This is a genomic window from Bradyrhizobium sp. PRIMUS42 (assembly GCF_023006515.1).
GTDB lineage: Bacteria > Pseudomonadota > Alphaproteobacteria > Rhizobiales > Xanthobacteraceae > Bradyrhizobium.
Genome location: NZ_JALBGZ010000889.1, coordinates 1 through 2,256, shown reverse-complemented (window position 1 = coordinate 2,256; position 2,256 = coordinate 1). Strand labels below are relative to the sequence as shown.

3 protein-coding genes are annotated in these 2,256 nt (G+C 65.5%); all 3 read right to left on the bottom strand.

Annotation, left to right across the window (positions count from 1 at the left end; genetic code table 11):
- Window positions 1–781, bottom strand: a 781-nt coding sequence (locus MOV75_RS35270; RefSeq protein WP_247007652.1) for a TRAP transporter large permease, incomplete at its 3' end; no start/stop codon positions are given.
- Between the two features lie 31 nt (window positions 782–812).
- On the bottom strand, window positions 813–1,406 hold the full coding sequence (locus MOV75_RS35265; RefSeq protein ID WP_246921733.1) for a TRAP transporter small permease subunit: 594 nt from the start codon (window positions 1,404–1,406) through the stop codon (window positions 813–815).
- A 10-nt stretch (window positions 1,407–1,416) separates the two neighbouring features.
- On the bottom strand, window positions 1,417–2,256 hold an 840-nt coding region (locus MOV75_RS35260; RefSeq protein WP_247007651.1), incomplete at its 5' end, for a TRAP transporter substrate-binding protein.

The following is a 2,256-nucleotide window of genomic DNA, read 5'->3' as shown; positions in this document are numbered from 1 at the left end:
CGACCAGCCCGGCGCCGAGCACGCCGACGGCGGCGGCCTCTGATGGTGTCGCGAGCCCGCCATACATCGAGCCGAGCACGCAGGCGATCAGGAACAGCGCCGGCGCGAGATCCTTCAGCGCGGCGAAGCGTTCGCCCCAAGGCACCTGCGAGAGCTTTGCCTCCGTCTCCGGCACCATCGCCGGCTTGAGGCTCGTGTGCAGCATCACCCAGCCCATGAAGGTCGCGGCGAGCAGCAGGCCGGGCAGCACGCCGGCAGTAAACAGCTTGAGAATGGAAACGTCGCCCAGCACGCCGTAGATGATCATGATGTTGGACGGCGGGATCAGGAAGCCGAGCGTACCGGCGCCGGCGAGCGAACCAATTGCGATGTCGCGGGAATAGCCGCGGCGCAGCAGCTCGTTCAGCGACATGCGGCCGATCACCTGCGTCGTCGCCGCCGACGAGCCCGAGATCGCCGCGAAGATGGTGCAGCCGATCACATTCACATGCAGCAGACGGCCCGGCAGCAACCCCGCCCACGGCGCCAGGCCTTGGAACAGCGAGCGCGACAGACGGGTGCGAAACAGCAGCTCACCCATCAGGATGAACAGCGGCAGCGCCAGGAGTTCCTGCGTGGTCAGGATGTTCCAGGCGTATTGCGGCAACAGCTTGTCGAGCGGGATCGAGCGGAACATCGCGAGCAGAAGCGTCGCGGTGAGCGCCAGCGTGAGGCCGATCCAGACGCCGCACGCCAGCAGCGCAAACAGGATCGCGAACAGGGCGACGACTTCGATGGTCATGCGATCTTGAATCCGGGTGCGGGCGAAGCGGTCATTCGACGGGCGAGGCCTTCATGCGGTGATCCTCCAGCGGCAGGCCGAGCACGGCCTGGATCGCGCGCGCCAGGAACTGGAGCGTCAGCAGCAGCATGCCGAAGGTGACGACCGCTTCCGGAAACCACAGCGGCGTGTCGCTCGAGGTCGAGACCTGGCCGCGGACATAGGCGCCGAAGGCAAACTTCGCCATCGCGGAGGTCAGGAACGCCATGAAGGCGAAGCCGGCGGCGGCCGAGAGGATTTCGATCGCACGTTGAAACGGTGCGGGGACGTTCTTCAGCAGCAGCACGACACGGATATGGCCGCCGACGCGCAGGGTCATGGCGGCGCCGAAGGTGAAGGACGCCGCCATCAGGTAGGAGGAATACTCCCACGCGATCGAGATGGTCGGCGGGAAGAACGGCAGGAAGTTCGAGAGGAAGCGGGTTGCGACCTCGCACAGCATCAGCAGCGTCAGCGTCAGCAGACAGCCGCCGCCGATCCAGCCGTCGAGCCGGCCGAGACGGTCGATGCCGTCGAGCAGGATGCGCAGCGGCACTGGCGCCGCTGCGTTGAGACTCTGCGGAGCTTCGGTCGAGACGCTCACCACGGCTTCACCCTCAACCACGCTTCATGTCGGCGAGATAGGCCTTCACGGGCTTGTCGGCGGCAGGCACGCGCTTGAGGAAGGCGTCGAGCTGGGGCGCGGTCTTGGCTCGGATGTCCGTCATCATCGCATCCGAGACCGGCACCACCTCCATGCCGCCCTCCTTGAGGCGGTTGAGGCTGTCGACGTCGGCCTTCAGCGAGTTCGCCCAGAATCCCGGCTCCATCTTCGCGGCGATATCCGCGACGAGCTTCTGTTGATCGGCGCTGAGCGCCTTCCACGAGTCGAGATTGACGGTGAGCATCTGCGACGACCAGACGTGGTTGGTCGGGTAGACGTATTTGAGGAATTCCCAGAACTTGCCGTCGACGCCCGACACCGACGATGTGGAGACGCCCGAGACCGCGCCGGAGGCGAGTGCGGGAATGGTTTCGCCCCAGGGGATCATCACGGCCGCCATGCCGATCGCATTCAGCATGTCGACCGCATTCTTGTCGGGCACGCGGATCTTGATGTTCTTGAGGCCGTCGACGTCGGCGACCTTCGCCTTGAGATGCAGATACTGCGTCGGCCACGGCACGATGTAGAGGATCTTCTGGTTGTTGCGCGCGGCGATCTTCTCGTATTCGGGCCGCACGTATTTGTGCAGCACCTTCAACTCGTCGACGGAACCACAGAGAAACGGGATGCTCTCGACGCCCATGAAGGGTTCGTCGCCGACCTGCTGGATGTTGAGGACGTCGGCGAGCGGCACCAGGCCGTCGCGCACGGCGCGCAGGTGCTCGGGTCCCTTGAAGCCGAGCTGGCCGCCGGCCTTCACGGTGATGGCGACCGAGCCGCCGCTCTGCTTCTT